Raw genomic sequence first — 19,659 nt, forward strand, 5'->3', positions numbered from 1 at the left:
GGCCTCGAGTCTTGGGCCGCGCCTGTACCGGCAGGCGAATGCGATCAATCCGGTGCGCCCTCAAACGCCACGAAAGCTGAAATCGTTTTCGCACCTGAATCGAATCGTCGACCGCCCGGAATCGGCCGCCGCCGACGTCGCCCGGCGGCGAACCGCGACATGACCGCGGAAACGTCAGCGCAACACGGCGCACGATGATCCCGATCAAGCTTCCGTCGGGGACACCCTGATCGGAAATACCGGCGACTCATGACATAATCCGCCGCAGCTCACGAGCCCGTTCGTCATTCCGTCAAGGCCATGCGCAGCCTTCTCCATCGCAAGATCGGCAGCATTCTCGGATTGCTTGCAATCCTGATGGCGGCGCTCGCGCCGACGGTTTCGCACACGCTTTCGAACAGCCATCATTTCGGCGAGCTGTCGAGCGCTTTCTGCTCCGCGCAGGACAACAACGACGCGACGTCATCCGGCTCGTCGCCGTCGTCCGAAAAAGCGGCTCATTGGCAGGCATGCGCGTATTGCGGACTGCTCGCGCACACGCCGGTGGTACCGAGCACGACCGCCGAATTCGCGCCGACGAGTTGGACAGTTCAGGCGACTGCCGCCGCACCGATTTCGCCGCCTCGTCGCGTCTTCCCGTTCATTGCTGCGCAGCCACGCGCCCCACCCGTCCTATCCTGATTGAAGCAGTCTTGCGGCGACGCGCGTGCCATTGCGTCGCCGCGGAGTCGCGCATCCGTCGACGGATGCGCGACCGCACACATGCGACCATTCAAAAAGGAGAAATCATGCGCACCATCGCACCTCGCAGCAGCATGCCGGCACTCGCGACGCTCGTCATTCCGGCTGCCGTCGCCGCCACGCTTTTCGCGCCTTCTCTTGCCGCCGCCCACGCCATCGCGGGCAATCGCGTATTCCCGGCGACGATGGCGGTCGACGACCCCGGCGTCGGCGACGAGCTCAATCTGGAATTCGGGCACCTCAAGTCGCAGACGGACGACGGCGACACCCAGAACACCAACACGACGACGCTCGAATGGGACAAGCTGATCACGCCGAGTTTCGCGTTGTCGGTGACGGGAACCTACGTGAACGTGAACGCTCCGAACGGCGGCTCGGCACGAGGATTCGACAACTTCGCGGTCGGCGCCAAGTATCGCTTCTACGTGAACGCCGCACACGAATTCATGGCGTCGGCCGGCGTGGTGGCCGAGCTCGGCGGAACCGGTTCGAAGGCGATCGCCGACCCGCACTCTGCGCTCACGCCGACGCTTTACTTCGGCAAGGGTTTCGGCGATCTACCCGACGGCCTGAAATATCTGCGTCCATTGGCGATCACGGGCACCGTCGGGCCGCGCCTGACAACCAGCAGCGCCGATCCGGATTCGCTGAACTGGGGCGTCACCTTGCAATACAGCCTGCCCTATCTGCAGAACTACGTGCAGGACGTCGGGCTCAAGGCGCCTTTCAGCAATCTGATTCCGGTTGTCGAGTTCCCGATGAACACTTGCACCGGCGGCCCATGCTCGGGGCATACCACCGGGACCGTCAACCCCGGCCTGCTGTGGCTCAATCGCTGGGGGCAATTCGGCGTCGAGGCGCAGATTCCCGTCAATCATGCGAGCGGCAAAGGCGTCGGCATCCTGCTTCAGGCGCATCTCTATCTGGACGACGTCTTACCCAACTCGCTCGGCAAACCCCTCTTCGGCAAGGGAGAATGAACATGATCCTATTCGGCCTGCTTCGCGGCGCTTGCGCCGCAGTGGCGACGATCGCCTGCTGCGCGATCCCTTCGGCAGCTTTCGCGCATGTCTTCCCGCAAACGCAAGCGCCGTCGGCGGGCGCCGAGGTATCGCCGCCCGCGAACGTGACGATCGTCTTCAACGGTCCGCTCGAGCCTGCCTTCAGCGCCCTCACGGTCAGCGATGCGGCGGGCAAGCCCGTGAACACCGCCAAGGCAACCGTCGCACCGAACGACGCGAAGACGATCAGCGTCCCGTTACCCCCCTTGGCGCCCGGCAAGTACACCGTGCACTGGGTGGCCGTGGCCTCCGACGGGCATCGGACTCAGGGCGACTACGCGTTCAAGGTGAAATGACGAAGGCCGATGTTGCATACCAGCATCATTTTTGCCCCGTTCGCCGCGTTTCGCGTCGCTCGCGCGTAGCCGTTCAATACCTCGCCTAGCGCGTGCGCATTCGTCACACGATGTCGGCGGCGTCGCCATCCGCTGTACCGACGGCACGCCGGCGTCGTCTCATTTCGCGAAGCGACGTCGCCGCCTCGTCGCGCCCAAGCCCGTCATGTCTTAGCGGCGATGGAAACGCGCCCTCCCCGCGCGTCACGTATCAACGCTGCGACATTTTTCGCCGATTCCAAAGCGCGGCGGCATCCGCGTACGCCCGGCTTCCCCATGCATCCGGCAAGCGGCCGACTTGGCACGTTGCTAGCTTCTTTCAATGCGCTGCCAATGGCGGACTCGATGCGCGTTCGAGGATGACTGGTTATCCGGCACTTCCTGATGGAAGCCATGCCGCGCCAGATTGTTTCCCGCTCGAAAATACGCCACGGGTTCGCAACGTGCCTGTCGCCCATCCATCTTCAATTCGCCCGCCGACGTCGTTCCCTACGCGTCGCCGCCGAGCGGATCCGGACGAGGTGCACGCCAGGAGTGTTGGATATCACGTGTCGTCCATCCCGACGGGAGAGCACCATGCTGGTCAAGTCGATTCGGTTCCTCAGGACATGCCTGATCCTGTTTTCTCTATGTCTGACCATCGTCCCCGGACGAGCAAACGCGGTGTCGAACCAGTTGCTGCTGCTGCTGCCGGACAACTTCACGCTCCCCGATCCGCGCGTATCCGCTTGGCTCGACGCGGCATCGGAAGAAGGCCTGCAAATCTCGATCATCTACGACAGCCAGTTCGAACAGGCAGGCGCGTCGCTTCAGCAGTATCAAGGCCTCATCCTCCCCGATCAGGTTCATACCGTCGCGGCCGATGCGCTCGTGACGGCGATTCAGAACTACGCGCTCAACGGCGGGCACGTGATGCTGGTCTACGATTTCGGCGTCCTCACGTCGACCGGCTTCTATCCGATTCCGCAGTCGAGATTCAGCGCGATGGCGGGCGTCAGCTATGTGCTCTACGATTCGCTGGGCGGCAACATGATCGGACTCGGGCCCGTGACCGGCATGGGGAGCACCTTGCGCACGCTCCAGATCCCGCCCGGGAAGTCGATGACCTGGCCGACTACCAGCTCGACCACCGGCTCGACTACGACTGCCGTCAAGACGTCCGCGTCCGTATCGGTCGCGGCGTCGCCCAGCCAGGTGCTCTATCTGCAGCCTAGCCCGACCAACCCGGGCGGCCTGTCCGGCTACAACCACAACGCGTACTTCAACTACAAGACCGAGAACGGCCTTGCGACCAACATCAGCCTGAATCTCGGTCGCGTGTTCAAAGGCTCGAAGGTCAAGTCCGGCGCCTATACCCCGATGTCGACCAACAGCAAGACTGCGTCGACGTCGACGACTTCCACCGGAACGTCCGCGCTCGTCACGACGACGACCGCCGCGACGACCGCCGCGACGACGGACGTGCTCGAAGGCATCTCGGGCTACGTGTACGGCTTTCTCACGTATCCGAGCTTCGTCACGCAGGGCACGTACAGCGGCACGACCTTGCTGACTTCGCCGAACTTCGGCCTTGTTGCCGGCTACAACCCGTACGGCAGCGGCGGCGTGCTGTTCGTGAACATGCCGCTCAGCTACCTCGAAGGGCAAACCGACGGCATGCCGCTCCATGGCTTCCTGCACTACTTCACGACGAACGTGCTGTCGATGCCGCACCTGTCGCTCGAGCCGAAGGCGCAGGCGGGAATGGTGCTCAACTGGCACTTCTGCGCGGAAGAGATGATCCAGCCGGCGCTGTACCTGAAATCGCTCGGCATCTGGAACAACGGCCCGTTCTCGATCGTCGTGACGGCCGGCCCGGACGACGCGGCGATAGGCGACGGCCTCGGCATCAATCTGACCAACAACACGCAGGCGAAGCAGCTGATGCAGTATCTGCTCGGCCGAGGACACAACATCGGCAGTCACGGCGGGTGGGATCACGACTACTGGGGCGCCAATGCGAGCGAGACCGATCAGAGCACGTTCCAGCAGTACCTCACGCTGAATCATCAGGCGGTGCAGTCGGTCACCGGCAAGCCCGACGTCGAATGGGCGGCGCCGGAAGGCAACACGCCGACGTGGGCCGTGACCTGGCTCGAGAGCAACGGCTATTCGGGCTACTACTTCACAGGCCACACCGGCATGGCGCAGACCCGCGCGTACCGCAACGGCGCGCTGCTGAATCCCGGCATCTGGGCGTTCCCGGTCATGCCGTTCGGCAAGTACGCGACGTTCGAGGAGTTCCAGGAGTTCGGCGTATCGACGACGGACGTCACGAACTGGTACGAATCGCTGATGAACTTCGTCGTCGCCAATCGCACGACCCGCCTCATCTACATGCACCCGCTCGGCGCGTCGTGGTACCCGAACATACTCACGACCATCTTCAGCTATGCGAACACGTTGATCGCATCGGGCCAGTACAAGTGGTACACGATGGACCAGTTGACGCAGTTCGACAGGCGGCGCCTGCTCGTCACGTGGACAGCGACCGATACGGGCAGCGGTTGGTCGTTCAGCGCGTCGCAGCCGACGAGCCTGCAGGACATGACGTGGCTGCTGCCGAAGAACGCTTATCAACTGCCGGCCGTGACCGGGGGATCGGCCACGGTCGTGACCACCGATCCGACCAACTGGCTCGTAATCGCCGGCGCGGGAACGGCGTTGACGTTCACGAGCGCCAAAGTGCAATAGCGCTGCGCAGTGCGTTCGCCGACGATCCCTCGATCGAAGGATCGCCGGCGCCGTCCGGATCGCTCACAGCAGAGAAACGACATGAAGCGACACTCGCTACGGCATGCGCTCGGCAAGCTCGCCGCAACGGCCACGCTTGCGCTCTCGACGGCCGCGCCGTTTGCGCAGCAACCGAATCGGCCGCCTCGCGGCTTCACGCGCCCGCCGTTCCATCTGCGCGGGCATACGGCCGAGAGCCCGGGCGGCCTGTCTCCGGCGCAGATCCGGAATTTCTACGGATTCGATCAGTTGCCGCGCAATTATCGCGGCAGCAGACAAGTCATCGCGATCGTCGACGCATACGACAACCCCAACGCCGAGGCGGATCTCGACGCGTTCAGCCGCAGCTTCGGCCTGCCGCCCTGCAATGCGGCCAATCGATGCTTCGCCAAGATCTACGCCACTGCCGATCGAAGCCGTCCGCCCGCGGATGCCGGCTGGGCGCTGGAAAGTTCGCTCGACGTCCAGTGGGCGCATGCGATCGCGCCCGACGCGAAGATCGTGCTGATCGAAGCGGCATCCGACACCTTCACCGACATGATGAGCGCGGTGGCCGCGGCCGTCGCGGCGCCGCCCGAAGGCGCCGGCGCGAAAGTCGTGTCGATGAGCTGGGGCGGCAGCGAGTTTCTGTCGGAAACGCAATTTGACGGCCAGTTCATGAGCGCGAACGGCGTGTCGTTCGTCGCCGCGTCCGGCGACGGCGGGAACGCCGTCGACTACCCCGCCGCGTCGCCATACGTGCTCGGGGTCGGTGCGACGACGATCGTCACCGACGCAAGCGGCCGTTATGTCGGCGAAACGGCGTGGCCCGGAAGCGGCGGCGGCCAGAGCGCAATCGAATCCGAGCCGCCGTATCAGACACGCTATGGGATTCCGTTCGACACGCCCGGCGTGCGAGGCGTGCCCGACGTCTCCTACGCCGGAGACCCGGCGCCGGGTTTCGCGATATACGACTCGTACGGATACGGCGGGCAGCGCGGCTGGTTCGTGGTCGGCGGAACGAGCGCGGGCGCGCCTCAATGGTCGGGCCTGCTCGCGATCGCGAACGGCGTGCGGGTCGAGCGCGGCAAATCCACGCTGAATGCGGTCAGCGCCGTCGAAGCGGTGCTGTACGGCATCGCGTCCGCTTCGTACCGAACGACTTTCTACGACGTCACGAGCGGCGCGAACGGCGCATGCGGCGCGTTGTGCGACGCGATGCCCGGCTACGACTACGTCACCGGACTCGGACGTCCGATCGCCGGCAATCTGGTGCAAGCGCTGATCGATGCGCCGTGACGAGGATCTGCCCGAACGGGCGCTGCCAGAACACGGCGGAGATTCGAAACCGCCGATGCCGGACCACGCCCGCTCGCATGGCGGATGGCGTCGGACAGCCGGGGCCGCCGCATCGGCCGCCGCGCATCCGTCCGCTGTGCCGGCGCTTGTGCCGACGCGGCTCGCGCCGCTGTTCACCCTGACGCTCGCGCTGTCCGCCACCGTGACAGCGCGGGCGGACGGACCGCCGACGAACGATCCCGGCGAGGCGATCTATCGCAACGGCACGCTGAGTTCCGGCGCGCCGCTTCAGGCGCTGCGCGAAGGCGGCTTACACATGGAAGGACCCGCGGTCGCCTGTGTCAACTGCCATCGGCGCAGCGGCCTCGGAGCCAGATCGGGATTCACGACGGTCCCGCCGATCGCCGGAACGTATCTGTTCCATCCAAGCACGCTGAGCGGCGAGCGTCCCGGCATGCCGTACGTGGAGAGCATGCGCAGCGACCGCGCCGCCTATACCGACGTGACGCTCGCCCGTGCGATCCGCGGCGGAATCGATGCGCAAGGCCAACGCCTAGGCTACCTGATGCCGCGTTTCGCGTTGAACGACGACGACATGGCGGCGTTGCTCCGCTATCTGAAACGCCTCGATCCGCGGCCCGCGCCGGGCGTCACCGACACTGTCCTGCATTTCGCGACGATCACGACGCCGGACGCCGATCCCGCGAAGCGCCGCGCAACGCTCGACGTGCTGCGGCGCTACTTCGCCGACAAGGACGCGTTTCCGACGAGCGCAGCCCCGCCGCATCTGTCGATGTCGAGCGACGCGCCGGCCTCGGCTTCGCGCCGCTGGCAACTGCACGTCTGGGAACTGAGCGGCGCGGCATCGACGTGGGAAGCGCAGCTCGCCCGGCATCTCGCCGCCGAGCCGGTGTTCGCGGTGATCTCGGGGCTGGGCGGGCGAAACTGGGCGCCCGTTCGCGCGTTCTGCGAGCGCGCCCGTCTTCCATGCCTGTTTCCGAATGTCGAGGTGCCGGACGCCCACAACGACGACTTCTATTCGATCTACTTCTCGAACGGCGTGCTGCTGGAGGCCGGACTGATCGCGTCGGCAATCGCCCGAGGCGGCCACGACGTCGCGCCACAAACGGTCCACGAAGTGTATCGGGTCGGCGACAGCGGCGAAGCGGGTGCGCAAGCGCTCGCCACCGCCTTGCGTGCACGGGGATTCGACGTGTCTCGCCACGCGCTGATGCCGGCCGATCGCGCCGTGAAAGCGTTGAACGGCATCTCGAAAAACGACGCGCTCGTGCTGTGGCTGCGCCCCGCCGATATCGCGACGTTGGGCCAAGCCGCGCCGACGCGGATGGTCTATATGTCCGGCATGATGGGCGGCCTCGATCATGCGCCGCTGCCTGGCGGCTGGCGTGCGGTCACGCACATCGCGTATCCGTTCGACATGCCCGATCGCGTGCGCCGACGCGTCGACTACATGCTCGACTGGGCGGCCACCAGACACGTCCCGATCGTCGATCAACAGGTTCAAGCGGACACCTTCCTCGCGTGCGTGTTGCTCGAAGAAGCGCTCGGCCACGTGACCGGAACCTACGTTCGCGACTATCTCGTCGAGCGCATCGAAGACACGCTCGAACAGCGTGTGATCACCGGCTACTATCCGCGCCTGACGCTTGCGCCGGGACAGCGCCTCGCATCGAAAGGCGGCTACATGGTTCACTTCGCGGACACGAGCGGCACGCGCATCGTGGCCGACGGAGCGTGGACCGTTCCGTAGACGCCGACATCGCCCTGTCCGATTCGCAGGACGATGATTCGCCACGCTGCAAGCGCGTCGCCCAAGCCGACGACGAGCAACGCGGCTCACCACTCAGGGAGACTGAAATGAACATGATCGGGAAGCTTTCCACATTCGCCAACACGCTGATCGCGGCCGGCGCGCTCACGCTTATCGGACATCCGGCATCGGCTCAAGAAGACATGCATGCGCATCACCACATGATGATGTCGAGCATGAAGACATCGACGGTGGCCTATACCGTACCGGCCGTGACGCTCGTGCGCGACGACGGCAAGACCGTCGCGCTGAAAGACGAGCTCGACGACGGACGTCCGGTCGTGCTGACGTTCATCTACACCACCTGCACATCGATCTGCCCGGTGATCAGTCAGACCCTGTCGCAACTCCAGCACGAGCTCGGCGCGGACCGCGACAAAGTCCACATCGTGTCGATTTCGATCGATCCGGAAAACGACACGCCTGCGCGCCTGCGCGAGTACGCAGCGAAGTTCGGTGCGGGACCGGAGTGGCAGCACTACACGGGAACGGCGGCGGCGAGCATCGCCGCGCAGAAAGCCTTCAACGTGTACCGGCAGGACAAGATGGATCACAACCCGGTCTTCCTGCTGCGCGCGGCGCCGGGCAAGTCATGGCTTCGAATCGACGGATTCGCGACCACCGACGATCTGCTGCATCTATACCATTCCGTCCTGGCTTTCGACTGATCGCGCCGATCTGCGTCTTCAGACGCGCCGGCCCGTCTGAAGACGCCGGCGGTACGGGCGCGGCGGCCTGCATGCGGCAAGCTCCGCCGGGCTGAATGAGTCGATCCTCGCGCTCCCGATTGACACGCCACGGTGCGTGGCGAACGGCAGCGAGGCGGCGGCGGTCGACGATGGCCGTTGCCCGACTGATGCGGACGATGCAGCGCCGATGACTGATTCGGCCGAGGACCCGTCGCGCGACACAAAACGGGAAAATTCGCTACGTCGTGCAAACAGCCGCTCGGTCGACGCTGCTCGAATCGATCGGGCCGTTTGCCGGGCACTCATGCGGCGCAAGAGACGCAGCACCCTGCAGTTCGATTCGCTGCCGACGCGACTCGGCTGGCGCCGCCGCGATTTGCGCTCGCATTGTAAAAAAACGCCGCGCCCCGCTCAGCCCTTGCGCGTCGACTTGGGCGCTCGCTCGGTGCAGACCGGCTCGAAATCCGCGTGTTCGTCGAGCGTCGAGCCGCCGTCCGCCAACGGGCGCTCGGCCTCTCCGTGCGATCCGTATTGCTGTCGAGTTCGGCGGCGCTCGTTTCGAACGCACGAACGTCGCGGTCGGTATCGACGTCGAACGGACGCTCGTTCGCGCCCGCGACGCCGCCGCTGCCCGGCGAATTCGCCCGGACCGAGCGAACGGTTGCTGCGGCCTTTCCGCCGAATTGCCGCCGGGCGGCTCGTATGGTTCGCATGGCTCGCCGGCGGGAATCAGCGTGCGGCTCCAGCCGACGCCCTCTCCCGATCGAGCGCCGGCGCGCGGCACGTCCGATGCGCGCCGCGCGCCCGGTCGGCGCGGTCCGTCCTCACCCGCCGGCGGATGCGGCGCTGCCGCCCTGCTTCGAGCACGAGGACATCGCTACCGCCAATCCCGCCGCCGTCACGCCGACGGCGACCGCTCGCCATATGCTTCGAGAAAATTCGGGTCGTATGGTGCCTCCTGCAGTAAACGAGTCCGTCGCGCAGCAAGCGGCGCGCCGCGGATTCACCCAACGCCGCCAGTCGAGCTGAGCCGAGCCGAGCCGAGCCGAGCCGAGCCGGGCCGGGCCGGGCCGGGCCGGGCCGGGCCGGTCGATCGATCGATCGATCGAAAAAAAGTCAATCGATCGATGGCAATCCGTTCCCGGCGGGAGACAACGAGCTATTCGGGATTCGATCGCCTAGAATTTTCTTCAAAGGACGACAACGAAAAACGACCGCGCGATCGGCGCCGGGCGCCGGGCGCGACCCAGGAGACAGCCATGTCCGAATCGCCGATTCCGTCTCGACAAGTCGATTACGAAGGCTTCGAGATTCACGTGTCGCCGACCCCGACGCAAGCCGACGCGAACCGCTACACGTACACGGGCTACGTGTGCCATCCGGGCGCCGATCCAAAGCTGCCCGGCCACACCGTGCCGTTTCACGCGGACGGCGAAGAGAGCTTTCGCACCGCCGACGAGGCGTTCCACGAAGCGGTGTCGATCGGCTGCAGCATCGTCGACGGCACGCATCCGGATCTGTCGGTGCTGTCGCTCGTCACGCACGGCTATTGACCGCGCGGCAGGCGGCGCCGGCTGCTACCTGCGACATCCCGACGAACGACGAAATGCAAGTGGCATGCGCGCCGTTCGCCGTTCGCCGTTCGCCGTTCGCCGTTCGCCGTTCGCCGTTCGCCGTTCGCCGTTCGCCGTTCGCCGTTCGCCGTTCGCCGTTCGCCGTTCGCCGTTCGCCATCGATCATTGGCCATTCGCAATTCGCCGTCCACCGTCTACCGGACGTCGGACGTCGACATTGGCATTGGCATCGCCCCGCCCAGCGCACGGTGCGCCTCGCTCACGCGCATCCAGGACGCTCTTCGAAAAATGGCGACCCCGAGCGCCGGCATGCGCATTTGCGCCGCGCCGCACACGCGCTACGATGAAAGATGCCGGCGCGGTCGGCACGCTCACCAGCGCACAGCGCACGCTGCGCCGCCCATCAACGGAAAACGTCGCATGGCTCGCGATCCCGACCTCGAAGCGCTCGTCGACGACGAACTGAAGTTCGAGCGCAACCTCACCGCGAAGGCGATGTTCGGCGGCTGGGCATGGCTGCTCGACGGCAACCTGCTCTGCTGCGCCCGCGACGACGGAATGCTCGTCAGGCTCGGCAAGGACAACGACGGCTGGGCGTTGCAGCGGTCAGGCATCGTACGGATGATCTCGCGCGGCAGGCCGATGCAAGGCTGGGTGCGCGTCGCGCCGGAGGCGTACGGCAACGATGCGCTCCGTCGCCGGCTGCTCGACGCGGCGCTCGAATGCGTCCGTTCGCTGCCGCCGAAGTAGCGCATCGCCCGTCGACCGCCGTGCTCGCGCATGCGCGGGCTCACCCCGATCCGCCGATGCCGCGGCGATCAGTCCCGTGCCACGCAAGATCGTTACCGATCAGTTGCGCAGCTATCCGGCGGCAAGCGCGGAAATTCCTGAACCGGCGAGCGTGAAGCATGTGTTCGTCAAAGCGGCGGCCCGGCTATACAACCGGGCTGAGAACAGCCGCCAGCCGACGCGCGAACGCGACTGGCGCATGCGGGATTTTCGCAACCCGAAACGCACACCGGCATTCCTCGGCTGCTTCGGTCCGATCCGACAGCACTTTGCCCTCGAGCGGCATCTGCCGCGCGCTTCACACTATCGCAAACCGCTCGCAGCAAGGTTTGTGGCCCGGCGCGAATTCACCGAACTCGCCCGAAGTCCGTCGACAGGTTTCTGAACGATCGCCACACTTGCCGCAGTTCCGCCTGATTCTCTCCACGTTGACAGCGCCCTTTGCAGAACCTGACCGTCGCCCGCCTCATTTACCGGCATGCGCCGTCGAATGGAACGGGCGTCCGCGTGGCATAACCTTGGTAATTCGCAGTCCATCGATCGTTCAGAACGCGGGAAAGAGAAAACAAACAGATTTGCATACGACCAAGTGCACCATTTTAATGATGGAATATTTCTAATTCATATACTGGCATCACCAATCCCGTGCAGTTGTTTCTGCGTCAAATAATTACATTATTGCTTGTCAAGCACTCCGGATATCAATCTAACACCGTACAAAATCGCGAGATCGGGTGCATTTTTCCTTCACGAAATCACGAACGACGCAGTAGCCGCGCTGGGTAAAAAAGTGGGCTCCTCTCTCCAGAATGTCCCGTCTCTCGCCCGACAACTTATTACAGGAAGATGGAAATTAAGTGACCATTCCATGGCTGTCGCGCGTCCATGCGCTGACCGATGCGCGGCGTGGCTTCGCATAGAGTTGAATCGATGCTTTATTTGGTGCCACGACAGTAGCGAAAAAAGTTGTTGCAGACGAGGGACTCCATCCGTAGAGTATGCAGGCCCGTCTATCTGTAAGGCACAGGCCTGCCCATCTGCAAGGCAAGTCGAGAACACGGCGGATCGACTTCTAATTCGCTCGCACAAAATTGGAAATATCACCGAGAGAGAGAGCCGTCCAAGTGATCGATATAGAGAGCTGCATTATGCCAGATAATCGTTTTGCTCAGCTTCCAGTCAAATCCTATTTTGACGAAGACGTTTTAAAACTCGAGCGCGATCTGATCTTCGAAGTCTTTCCGCAGTACCTCGGACATGAGCAGTGGATCCCGCACGTCGGGGATTATTTAGTGCTCTCTCATGAAAACAACGGACGGATCATGGTTCATGCCGAAAATGGCATCAATTTACTGTCGAACGTTTGTCGACATCGTCAGGCCACCATACTGCAGGGGCGTGGGACCGCTTCTTACATAACGTGCCCATTGCATCAATGGACGTACGCCCCCAACGGAACCCTGCTCGGAGCGCCGCATTTCCCCGAGAATCCCTGCCTGAACCTGGAAAATTTCGCGACACAAAAATGGAACGGGATCATATACGAGGCGGCTCCGCATAACGTTGCGAGCGCGATGGCGTCTTTGCCATCAGAGATCGCCGAGATCATTGATTTCACTCGATATGTACCGGACAAATCGGAAAGCTATCGCGTGAATTACAACTGGAAAACGTTCCTCGAGTTTTACCTGGAAGACTACCATGTCGCGCCATTTCATCCTGGCCTCGGCAATTTCGTGACTTGCGACAATATCCAGTGGAAATTTGGCGAGTGGTATAGCGTGCAGATGGTCGGCATCAAAGACACACTGCGGAGGCCGGGAAACAGCGAGATCTATCGAAAGTGGCATCGCGCAGTACTGGATTACTATGGATCGGATCTCCCGAACTATGGAGCAATATGGCTCTACATTTACCCGAATGTCATGATCGAGTGGTATCCTCTCGTGCTTGTGATATCAACGGTCTTCCCCAACGGCGCCGGACACAGCGTCAATAATGTCGAATTCTTCCATCCGGAAGAAATTATTCTGTTTGACACAGATTCGATCACGAGCGCCCGGATTGCCGCCGAAGCATATATTGAGACTGCAATTGAGGACAACCTGATCGGCGAGAGGATGCACGAAGGCCGGCGCGCACTTTGGGAACGTGGCGGCTGTGAGGTGGGGCCGTACCAAAGCCCTCTCGAAGATGGCATGCGTCATTTCCATGCGCTCTATCGATCCCAGATCGGCCAATATTTGTGAGTCGATAATCATGAGTCCGTGGATATTACTTTCACTGTCAATTCTTTCCGAAGTAGTCGGAACAGTATTTCTGAAGTGCTCGGATGGCTTAAGTCGCCCCTCGTATACAGTCGCGATGGGGGTGTGCTACGTTGGCGCAATATGGCTGATGGGCATTGTTACAAAACAGCTTGAAATTGGAATTACTTATGCGATCTGGGCCGGTGCCGGCACAGCAATCACTGCTTTGGTCGGCGTGATCGTATTCGATGAAGGTACGTCGCTTGCGAAGCTTTCGGGGATGGCCTTTATTGTGGCCGGCGTGGTGTTGTTAAACCTGAGCCAGCGAGCCGCGGCGTAATGGTTGCCGGGACGGCTTCGCCCAGGCACGGCCGCAAGCCCTCTCCCCCTCCCGGACCGCATGCTCTCTCAGTCGGTTCGCGCGGTAGCCGCGCTGCCGCCAAATTGCGAACCCGGCGCGAAAGCCATCTGTCTCGGACTCAAAGAGGTTCATGTCTCGCCAAGACGTTGCAGGCATTACGTGCCGGGGTATTGTCAGGTTGTAGGGTCGAGCGCGTAGGATGTGGTGATGAAGAAATCGAAATCGCTTTTATCACGGTCATCGTTTCCCGACCAGCGCTGTCAGTTGCGCGGTGCGCGGGCATTTTCGCTTCCAGTCGAGCTTGCGTGACATCGAGGGATTGCTCTTCGAGCGCGGCGTGATCGTGACGTACGAGACGATCCGATGCTGGTGCGATAAATTCGGCGCGGACTTCGCACACCTGGTCAGAGCGGCGCGCCGCAAGCCGGGCAGCACATGGCACCTCGGCGAGATGTTCGTGACGCAGCGCGGCGAGCCATACGTGCTGTGGCGGGCGGTCGACGAGCGCGGTGCCGAGCTGGACATCTTGCGGCGCGACAAGGTTGCCGCCAAACGCTTCTTCAGGCGCGTTCTGCGCTCAAGTCCCGCGCCACGCAAGATCGTTACCGATCAGTTGCGCAGCTATCCGGCGGCAAGCGCGGAAATTCCTGAACCGGCGAGCGTGAAGCATGTGTTCGTCAAAGCGGCGGCCCGGCTATACAACCGGGCTGAGAACAGCCGCCAGCCGACGCGCGAACGCGACTGGCGCATGCGGGATTTTCGCAACCCGAAACGCACACCGGCATTCCTCGGCTGCTTCGGTCCGATCCGACAGCACTTTGCCCTCGAGCGGCATCTGCCGCGCGCTTCACACTATCGCAAACCGCTCGCAGCAAGGTTTGTGGCCCGGCGCGAATTCACCGAACTCGCCCGAAGTCCGTCGACAGGTTTCTGAACGATCGCCACACTTGCCGCAGTTCCGCCTGATTCTCTCCACGTTGACAACGCAGCGCAAAGGGCATCCGCGCGGGCTCGCGCCGCCCGACCTCGACGCGTACTGCGCGCTCCGGCATGTAATCGTGTCGGGCGACGGCGGCGGCTTTCACGGCTTCATGGACGACCGCCTGCGCGCGCTGGGGCGCACGCGGTTCATCGCGGTGTCCGTGCAGCAGTACCATCTCGCGCCACCCGTGCTCGAAGCAACCGGCTGCGTGTGTGCGCTGCCCGAGCGCTTCTTCATGTGCTTCGCCGACCGGCTCGATCTGCTGCCGCTGCCCGTCGCAGTCGGCGGCTTCACGCTCGCGGCCGCATGTCATCCGCGGCTTCAGGCCGGTCCCGCGCATCGCTGGCTGCGCGACGCGCTGTTCGCCGTCGTCCGGCGGCGCGCGGACGAGCCGGGACCGCAGCCGGAGTCCCAGCCGGGGGACGACGCGCGGGCGGCGGGGCCTCGAGCGTAGCGCGTCAGTCGATGGATGCGCCGACGCCGGGCGAGCGACGGAGCGCCGAACATCCGCACATCGCCCCGTTCCCCACTGTCACAAAAGCCCGGCCTGCCGCGTCTTGTTGATTCCAACCGTCAGCCATTCAAGCCATCACACGAACATGACCGAAACATCCCGACCGAAGCCATCCGACGAACCGTTCACCGCGCTGCGCCCGCGGCTCTTCTCGATCGCGTACCGGATGCTCGGCACGCGCGCCGACGTCGAGGACGTGCTGCAGGACGCTTGGCTGCGCTGGCACCTGGCCGATCACGACGCGCTCGATTCGGCCGAGGCGTGGCTCGTCACCGTTGTCACCCGGCTGTCGATCGACAGGCTGCGCGCCGCGAAGGCGCAGCGCGACGCGTACGTAGGCTGGTGGCTGCCCGAGCCGCTCGTCGACGCCGACGAGCGCACGCCCGAGACCGCCGCCGAGTTTGCCGACGACCTGTCGGTTGCGCTGCTTTGGGTGCTCGAGCGGCTGTCGCCCGAGGAGCGCGCGGCGTTCCTGCTGCGTCAGGCGTTCGAACGCGACTACGCAGAGATCGCGCAGTTGCTCGACAAGAGCGAGGCCGCGTGCCGGCAACTCGTCCATCGCGCGTCGACGCGCGTCCAGCAGGCGCACCGGCGCTTCGACGTGTCGCGCGACCGGCACCGGCAGCTCGTCGAGCGCTTCGCGCGGGCCGCCGCGAGCGGCGAGCGCGGCGCGATCCAGGCGCTCCTCGCCGACGACGTCGAGCTCGTCGGCGACGGCGGCGGCAAGGTGCCGTCGTTTTTCAAGGTGCTGCGCGGCGCGCTCCGGATCGCGAATCTGTATTGGGCCGTCGGCAGGCGCAACGTCGGGCGGGTCGCGTATCGGCTCGCGCAGATCAACGGCGAGCCGGGCCTGCTGCGCTTCATCGACGGGCAGATCGAATCCGCGCAGGCGTTCGTCACCGACGGCGCGCGGATCATCGCGATCTACGCGGTGCGCAATCCGGACAAGCTCGCGCACATTCCGACCGGCGACAAGTGAACGCGGCGATGGCGCGCGGCGCAATCGCGCTGGCGCGATGTCTCGCGTGACGCCCGCCCCGCCAAGACCGGACAGGGCTGCCCCGGCTCAGCCCAGCTCTCCTCAGCTCGATTCAGCTCGGTTCGTCTGGTACTGGATATGGTATGGCACAGCCCGAAGCCCATCCCATCGTCCGAACGGCCATCGATGCCGACCGCGTCGCACCACACTGCCCCGCGACGCCTCCTTGCAAAAATCTGTCACAAACGCGCGACGTGCCGCGTCTTGTAGGCGAGGGCCGCATCGAGCGGCCCCGCCTTCACGAGGAAACCGATCATGGCACACGCCCCCCGCCTCCCGTACCCCAAGCTCGCATCGAAGTCGTTCAACGCGCTACTCCATCTGTCCGAAACCGTGTGGAGCGGCGCGCTCGACAAGCGGCTCGTCGATCTCGTGTTCCTGCGCGTGTCGCAGATCAACGGCTGCGCGTACTGCATCGACATGCACTGGCGCGATCTCGTGCGGCTCGGCGTCGACCAGCGGCACCTGAACGCCGTCGCCGGCTGGCGCGAAGCGCCATTCTTCGACGCGCGCGAGCGCGCCGCGCTGCAATGGGCGGAAAGCGTCGCGCGGATTCCGCACACGGACCCGAGCGACGCGGCGTTCGCGGAACTGCAGGCGCACTTCTCCGACGCCGAAATCGCGGAACTCGGCTTCGCGATCGCGACCATCAATGCGTGGAACCTGCTCAACGTCAGCTTCAGGAATCCGATTCCGGAAACGGTGTAAGGGAACGTCGGGCGGCCGGGCGTCGCGCCCGGCGCTCGTTTGGCCGAGAGCCAACGCACGGCGCTCCAGCGTCGCCGACCGCCGGGCATCCCGGCCGTCGCGTCGTGCGGGCGGGCGGCCGGTTCGCGCCTCGCGGACGCAAGGAAATCGCCCGACGCGCGTCGGGGAACGGCTGAATCGTTCGCCATTCGCCATCGACCGTTCCCGCCCCATCCGCTACCTGCCCCGCCGCCGCCCGCACGGGCGTACCATTCCGTTCAGACGTCCCGCATCGGCATCCGCCGCGCGCCGCCGTCGCCGTTTTCCCGGCACGTATTCCTCACAGGTTAAACTCTGTCCTCCCGCGATGCCCTCCGGGCGTCAGCCATCATCGACAGCCATGCCGCCCATGCGGCCTGCCCCAGTCCATGGAGTATTTCTTGATGAGCGGCGGATTCCCGCATCCTGCCTTCCGTCTCCCCCGTCCCGTCGCCACTGCGGCTCCCGTCGTCCTCGCCACGCTCGCACTGTCCGGCTGTGCGCTGTTCCGCGCGCCGCAAGCGCCCGCGCCCGTCGTCGAAGCGGTCGCCGTGCCCGTCGAGCCGGCGAGCGAGCCCGTCGCGGCGCCCAAGCCGGCGAGCGCGCCCGAGCCCGCCGAAGCTGCGGCGCCGCCGAAGCCGCGCCGCGAGGCCGCGCCGCCGCGCAAGCCCGCGCGCGCCGCGCCGCCACTGCCGCCTCCCGCGCCTGCGCCCGCGCCGCTCGTCACGACGCGCGCGATCGAGCGCAGCCAAGTGCATGCACTCCTCGACAGCGAAGTGCGGCGCAGCGGCAAGGTGATCGGCCGCGCGGTCGACATGACGGCCGACGCGAGCGGCGCGCCGCGAGAAATGCTCGTGAACCTGCAAGGCTTCATGGGCGTCGGCGACCGCAAGGTCAGCTTCCCGTGGAAGCTGTTCCGCTTCATGCCGGGCGGCAGGCAGGAGCCGATCGTCCTCGACATGCCGGCCGCCACGCAACTGCCGCCCGCCGACCGTCCGAAGGCGGTGCCGCTGACGGGATCGACGCACGCGGGCGCCGCTCCCGGCCAGATGCGGATCATCGATGCCGACGTCGAGCGCCCGAACGGCGCGAAGGTCGGCCGCGTCGTCGACGTGCTGATCGGCCGCGACGCGCAGCCGCAGGCGGTCGTGCTCGACGTCGGCGGCCTCGTCGATCCGGACCGGCACACGATCGCCGCGAACTGGTCGGCGCTGCGCTTCGCGCCGAAGGACAAGTCGCTGCGCGCGCTCCTCGATCTGAACGAAGCGCAGTTGAAGGCGTCGCCGCCCTATGCGGGCGACAAGCCGATCCTCGCCGTCTCGCCCGCCGCGCCCGCAGCCGCGCCGGCCGCCGCTCAGGCAGGTGCGAAACGATGACGGTCCGGCATGCGGTCAGCGCGCGTAGCCTGCGCGCCCTCGACTGGCTCAACTTCTTCGTCGCAAACGTGCAAACGGGCTTCGGTCCGTTCATCGCGTCGTATCTGGCGTCGCACAAATGGACGCAGGGCGAGATCGGCATGGTGCTGTCGATCGGCACGATCAGCGCGATGGTGAGCCAGGTGCCGGGCGGCGCGGCCGTCGACGCGCTGAGGAACAAGAAAGGCGCGGCCGCATGGGCGATCGCCGCGATCATCCTGTCCGCGGTGCTGCTCGCCGCGAGCCCGACCATCGTGCCGGTGATCGCGGCCGAGGTGTTCCACGGCTTCGCGAGCTGCATGCTCGTGCCGGCAATGGCGGCGATCTCGTTCGCGCTCGTCGGCCGCGAGAGCCTCGGCGGCCGGCTCGGCCGCAACGCGCGCTGGGCGTCGCTCGGCAGCGCAGTCGCGGCGGGTCTGATGGGGCTCACGGGCGAGTACTTCTCCGCGCGCGCGGTGTTCTGGCTGACGGCCGCGCTCGCGCTGCCCGCGCTCGTCGCGCTCGCGATGATCGAGCCGACCCACCACCACCATCACGCGACGCCGCGCGCACCCGCCGCGCGCGACGACGCCGACGAAGACGAAGACGAAGAGCGCGAGACACTGCGCGAGCTGCTGCGCGACCGGCGGATGCTGATCTTCGCCGCGTGCGTCGTGCTGTTCCACCTGTCGAACGCGGCAATGCTCAACCTCGCGGCGGGCGAAGTCACGGCGGGCATGGGCGAGAACGTCCAGCTCGTGATCGCCGCGTGCATCATCGTCCCGCAAGCGATCGTCGCGATGCTGTCGCCGTGGGTCGGCCGCTCCGCGCAGCGCTGGGGACGCCGGCCGATCCTGCTGCTCGGCTTCGCCGCGCTGCCGCTGCGCGCGCTCTTGTTCGCCGGCGTGTCGAGCCCTTACCTGCTCGTGCCGGTGCAGATGCTCGACGGCATCAGCGCCGCCGTGTTCGGCGTGATGCTGCCGCTCATCGCCGCCGACGTCGCGGGCGGCAAGGGCCGCTACAACCTGTGCATCGGGCTCTTCGGGCTCGCGGCGGGCATCGGCGCGACGCTCAGCACCGCGGTCGCGGGCTTCGCCGCCGATCACTTCGGCAACGCCACGAGCTTCTTCGGGCTTGCCACCGCGGGCGCGCTCGCGACGCTGCTCGTCTGGTTCGCGATGCCCGAGACGCGCGACGCGGCGCTCGTCGAAGACGCGCAGCGTTCGAGCGCCGAGCCGGCGCGGTGACTGGCGCGCAACGGCACACGGCACGGTCACGGTTGATGCGGCGGCGATGCGCGCAGCCGCCCGCCGCGGTCTCCGTT

General features: G+C 65.3%; 17 protein-coding genes and 1 pseudogene. All 18 read left to right on the forward strand.

Annotated features, from left to right (window positions below):
* Positions 1–357 precede the first annotated feature (357 nt).
* The 18 genes and pseudogenes from WS70_RS13095 to WS70_RS13190 all read left to right on the forward strand — a co-directional run bounded on the left by WS70_RS13095 (position 358) and on the right by WS70_RS13190 (position 19,582).
* Positions 358–681 (forward strand): DUF2946 domain-containing protein, encoded by a 324-nt coding sequence (locus WS70_RS13095; protein ID WP_231747065.1) that lies wholly within the window; start codon positions 358–360, stop codon positions 679–681.
* A 107-nt stretch (positions 682–788) separates the two neighbouring features.
* Positions 789–1,721, forward strand: a complete 933-nt coding sequence (locus WS70_RS13100; RefSeq protein ID WP_203235983.1) for a hypothetical protein — start codon at positions 789–791, stop codon at positions 1,719–1,721.
* Positions 1,718–2,098: a copper resistance protein CopC gene (locus tag WS70_RS13105; protein WP_059596655.1), complete on the forward strand. Its 381-nt coding sequence runs from the start codon at positions 1,718–1,720 to the stop codon at positions 2,096–2,098. Before WS70_RS13100 ends, WS70_RS13105 begins: the two co-directional genes overlap by 4 nt.
* A 615-nt stretch (positions 2,099–2,713) precedes the next feature.
* Positions 2,714–4,870: a polysaccharide deacetylase family protein gene (locus tag WS70_RS13110; RefSeq protein ID WP_059596656.1), complete on the forward strand. Its 2,157-nt coding sequence runs from the start codon at positions 2,714–2,716 to the stop codon at positions 4,868–4,870.
* An 81-nt stretch (positions 4,871–4,951) separates the two neighbouring features.
* On the forward strand, positions 4,952–6,187 hold the full coding sequence (locus WS70_RS13115) for a S53 family peptidase (RefSeq protein WP_059469487.1): 1,236 nt from the start codon (positions 4,952–4,954) through the stop codon (positions 6,185–6,187).
* A gap of 55 nt (positions 6,188–6,242) precedes the next feature.
* Positions 6,243–7,958: a c-type cytochrome gene (locus tag WS70_RS13120; RefSeq protein ID WP_226382756.1), complete on the forward strand. Its 1,716-nt coding sequence runs from the start codon at positions 6,243–6,245 to the stop codon at positions 7,956–7,958.
* Between the two features lie 107 nt (positions 7,959–8,065).
* Complete coding sequence (locus WS70_RS13125; protein WP_059469486.1) at positions 8,066–8,686, forward strand: SCO family protein; 621 nt, start codon at positions 8,066–8,068, stop codon at positions 8,684–8,686.
* 1,280 nt (positions 8,687–9,966) lie between these two features.
* Complete coding sequence (locus tag WS70_RS13135; protein ID WP_059596657.1) at positions 9,967–10,260, forward strand: hypothetical protein; 294 nt, start codon at positions 9,967–9,969, stop codon at positions 10,258–10,260.
* 441 nt (positions 10,261–10,701) lie between these two features.
* A complete protein-coding gene (locus WS70_RS33590; protein WP_059596658.1) occupies positions 10,702–11,031 on the forward strand; it encodes a TfoX/Sxy family protein in 330 nt (109 codons plus the stop codon).
* Between the two features lie 70 nt (positions 11,032–11,101).
* Positions 11,102–11,455: pseudogene (locus tag WS70_RS13150) on the forward strand (IS6 family transposase); the annotation flags it as partial.
* A gap of 739 nt (positions 11,456–12,194) precedes the next feature.
* The gene (locus WS70_RS13155) at positions 12,195–13,319 is read left to right on the forward strand and encodes an aromatic ring-hydroxylating oxygenase subunit alpha (RefSeq protein WP_059596659.1); all 1,125 of its coding nucleotides are present in this window, start codon (positions 12,195–12,197) and stop codon (positions 13,317–13,319) included.
* Between the two features lie 10 nt (positions 13,320–13,329).
* Positions 13,330–13,659, forward strand: coding sequence for a DMT family transporter (locus tag WS70_RS13160; protein WP_082715915.1), 330 nt, complete (start codon positions 13,330–13,332; stop codon positions 13,657–13,659).
* 292 nt (positions 13,660–13,951) lie between these two features.
* Positions 13,952–14,614, forward strand: coding sequence for a DDE-type integrase/transposase/recombinase (locus tag WS70_RS13165; RefSeq protein ID WP_059469480.1), 663 nt, complete (start codon positions 13,952–13,954; stop codon positions 14,612–14,614).
* 13 nt (positions 14,615–14,627) lie between these two features.
* Positions 14,628–15,116, forward strand: coding sequence for a LysR substrate-binding domain-containing protein (locus WS70_RS13170; protein ID WP_226382758.1), 489 nt, complete (start codon positions 14,628–14,630; stop codon positions 15,114–15,116).
* A 145-nt stretch (positions 15,117–15,261) separates the two neighbouring features.
* Entirely contained in the window at positions 15,262–16,155 is an 894-nt protein-coding gene (locus WS70_RS13175; protein WP_059596660.1) for an RNA polymerase sigma-70 factor, read from the forward strand.
* 315 nt (positions 16,156–16,470) lie between these two features.
* Positions 16,471–16,923, forward strand: a complete 453-nt coding sequence (locus WS70_RS13180; RefSeq protein WP_059596661.1) for a carboxymuconolactone decarboxylase family protein — start codon at positions 16,471–16,473, stop codon at positions 16,921–16,923.
* A 422-nt stretch (positions 16,924–17,345) separates the two neighbouring features.
* On the forward strand, positions 17,346–18,317 hold the full coding sequence (locus WS70_RS13185; protein ID WP_059596700.1) for a hypothetical protein: 972 nt from the start codon (positions 17,346–17,348) through the stop codon (positions 18,315–18,317).
* Positions 18,314–19,582, forward strand: a complete 1,269-nt coding sequence (locus WS70_RS13190; protein ID WP_059596662.1) for an MFS transporter — start codon at positions 18,314–18,316, stop codon at positions 19,580–19,582. Before WS70_RS13185 ends, WS70_RS13190 begins: the two co-directional genes overlap by 4 nt.
* Positions 19,583–19,659 lie beyond the last annotated feature (77 nt).

Source organism: Burkholderia mayonis (assembly GCF_001523745.2).
Taxonomy (GTDB): domain Bacteria; phylum Pseudomonadota; class Gammaproteobacteria; order Burkholderiales; family Burkholderiaceae; genus Burkholderia; species Burkholderia mayonis.

Coding starts and splice junctions, on each gene's coding strand:
- WS70_RS13110 (WP_059596656.1), top strand. CDS start 2,714: ATGCTGGTCAAGTCGATTCGGTTCCTCAGGACATGCCTGATCCTGTTT.
- WS70_RS13160 (WP_082715915.1), top strand. CDS start 13,330: ATGAGTCCGTGGATATTACTTTCACTGTCAATTCTTTCCGAAGTAGTC.
- WS70_RS13120 (WP_226382756.1), top strand. CDS start 6,243: ATGCCGGACCACGCCCGCTCGCATGGCGGATGGCGTCGGACAGCCGGG.
- WS70_RS33590 (WP_059596658.1), top strand. CDS start 10,702: ATGGCTCGCGATCCCGACCTCGAAGCGCTCGTCGACGACGAACTGAAG.
- WS70_RS13105 (WP_059596655.1), top strand. CDS start 1,718: ATGAACATGATCCTATTCGGCCTGCTTCGCGGCGCTTGCGCCGCAGTG.
- WS70_RS13095 (WP_231747065.1), top strand. CDS start 358: ATGGCGGCGCTCGCGCCGACGGTTTCGCACACGCTTTCGAACAGCCAT.
- WS70_RS13190 (WP_059596662.1), top strand. CDS start 18,314: ATGACGGTCCGGCATGCGGTCAGCGCGCGTAGCCTGCGCGCCCTCGAC.
- WS70_RS13175 (WP_059596660.1), top strand. CDS start 15,262: ATGACCGAAACATCCCGACCGAAGCCATCCGACGAACCGTTCACCGCG.
- WS70_RS13135 (WP_059596657.1), top strand. CDS start 9,967: ATGTCCGAATCGCCGATTCCGTCTCGACAAGTCGATTACGAAGGCTTC.
- WS70_RS13125 (WP_059469486.1), top strand. CDS start 8,066: ATGAACATGATCGGGAAGCTTTCCACATTCGCCAACACGCTGATCGCG.
- WS70_RS13115 (WP_059469487.1), top strand. CDS start 4,952: ATGAAGCGACACTCGCTACGGCATGCGCTCGGCAAGCTCGCCGCAACG.
- WS70_RS13100 (WP_203235983.1), top strand. CDS start 789: ATGCGCACCATCGCACCTCGCAGCAGCATGCCGGCACTCGCGACGCTC.
- WS70_RS13180 (WP_059596661.1), top strand. CDS start 16,471: ATGGCACACGCCCCCCGCCTCCCGTACCCCAAGCTCGCATCGAAGTCG.
- WS70_RS13185 (WP_059596700.1), top strand. CDS start 17,346: ATGAGCGGCGGATTCCCGCATCCTGCCTTCCGTCTCCCCCGTCCCGTC.